The 1,304-nt window shown below is 67.1% G+C and carries 1 protein-coding gene; it reads right to left on the bottom strand.

The genetic code is table 11. From position 1 onward, the window contains the following. Positions 1-141: 141 nt before the first annotated feature. On the bottom strand, positions 142-1,245 hold the full coding sequence (locus ACERLL_RS17745; RefSeq protein ID WP_373657429.1) for an IS5 family transposase: 1,104 nt from the start codon (positions 1,243-1,245) through the stop codon (positions 142-144). Positions 1,246-1,304 lie beyond the last annotated feature (59 nt).

The raw sequence follows: 1,304 nt of genomic DNA, 5'->3' as shown, positions 1-1,304 counted from the left end.
CGGCCCCATTTCCCCTTTGAGAGCCGAAAAACCGGTCAAAGGGGACTCGAATTCTCCTTTTTATCCCCGGCAACCGGGCTTTTCAGCCCCGTTGCCGGGGGATGCGCGGGGGACTCGACACACGAGTCCCCCGGCCCGGCCTCAGGCCGGGTCCGGCGCCAGCAGCTTGCGCAACCGGATCAGGTTGTACGCCGCCGCGTGGAGGTTGAACCAGCCCGTCAGGGTTTCCCGGCCCCGCAGCATGGGCCGACGCAGCAGCCCGGCGGCCTTGGCCCAGCCAAAGGGCTCCTCGACGCGCTTGCGCACCTTCTGGCTCGCCGCATAGCCGGGATGCCGGGTGGTGCGGCCGTCGATGGCGGAGCGGCGGTTGGTGTCGTTCTGGGCCACGTGTGGCGTGGCGTTTAGTTTGGTGCGCAGGGCCTCGACAAAATCCCGGCTGTCGTAGCCCTTGTCGGCGGCGACGGTGATGCGGTGGCGGCCGCGCATCCGCTCCAGCATGGCAATGGCTGCATCGCGCTCGGCGTAGCCGTCGGCTGGGGTGAGTTCGGTGGCCACCACCAGGCCGTTCCGGTTCTCGATGGTGAGGTGGCCGAGATAGGCCAGCCGCGCCGCCTGGCCCGGCGCCTTCTTGTAGAGCTTGGCGCCGGGGTCGGTGGACGATTGGTGCGTGTCGTTGGTGCGCTGCTCGCCCCGGAAGTCCCGGGGCGCGTTGCGGCCACCGCCGGCGCTGGAATCCGAATCGTCCTCGTCGTCGGAGACCACCGGCTGGAAGCTCTTCATGGACGCCCACGCCTCCACCAGCGTGCCGTCGACGCTGAAGTGCTCGGTGGACAGGAGCTTCTGATCGCGGGCAGGGGCCAGCACTGCCTGGAGCAGCTCCCGGGACAGCTCGGCGTCGAGCAGCCGATCGCGGTTCTTGGAGAAGGTGGACGGGTCCCAGACTGGGTCGTCGATGCCCAGACCCACGAACCAACGGAACAGCAGATTGTATTGAAGCTGCTCCATCAGCAGCTTCTCGCTGCGGACGGAGTACAGGATCTGGAGCAGGGAGGCCCGCAGCAGGCGCTCTGGCGGAATCGAAGGGCGGCCCTCATCGGCGTACAGGGCATCCAGGCGCTCGGAGAGGCATTCCAGGGCCTCGTCCACCATCCGGCGGATCGGACGCAGCGGGTGGTTGTCGGGAATCCGCTCTTCCAGGGAAACGTAGCTGAACAGGTTGTCCTGGGGATCCTCAATGCCCCGCACGCCAGGCCTCCTTCAGGTTTGTGGGTACAGCCGTAGGGTGCCAAATCGGGAGTTTTTCA

Origin of the sequence: Thiohalorhabdus sp. Cl-TMA (assembly GCF_041821045.1) — a bacterium.
Lineage (GTDB): Bacteria > Pseudomonadota > Gammaproteobacteria > Thiohalorhabdales > Thiohalorhabdaceae > Thiohalorhabdus > Thiohalorhabdus methylotropha.
Note: the sequence above shows the minus strand (reverse complement) of the source record. Positions and strands in the feature narration are given on the sequence as shown.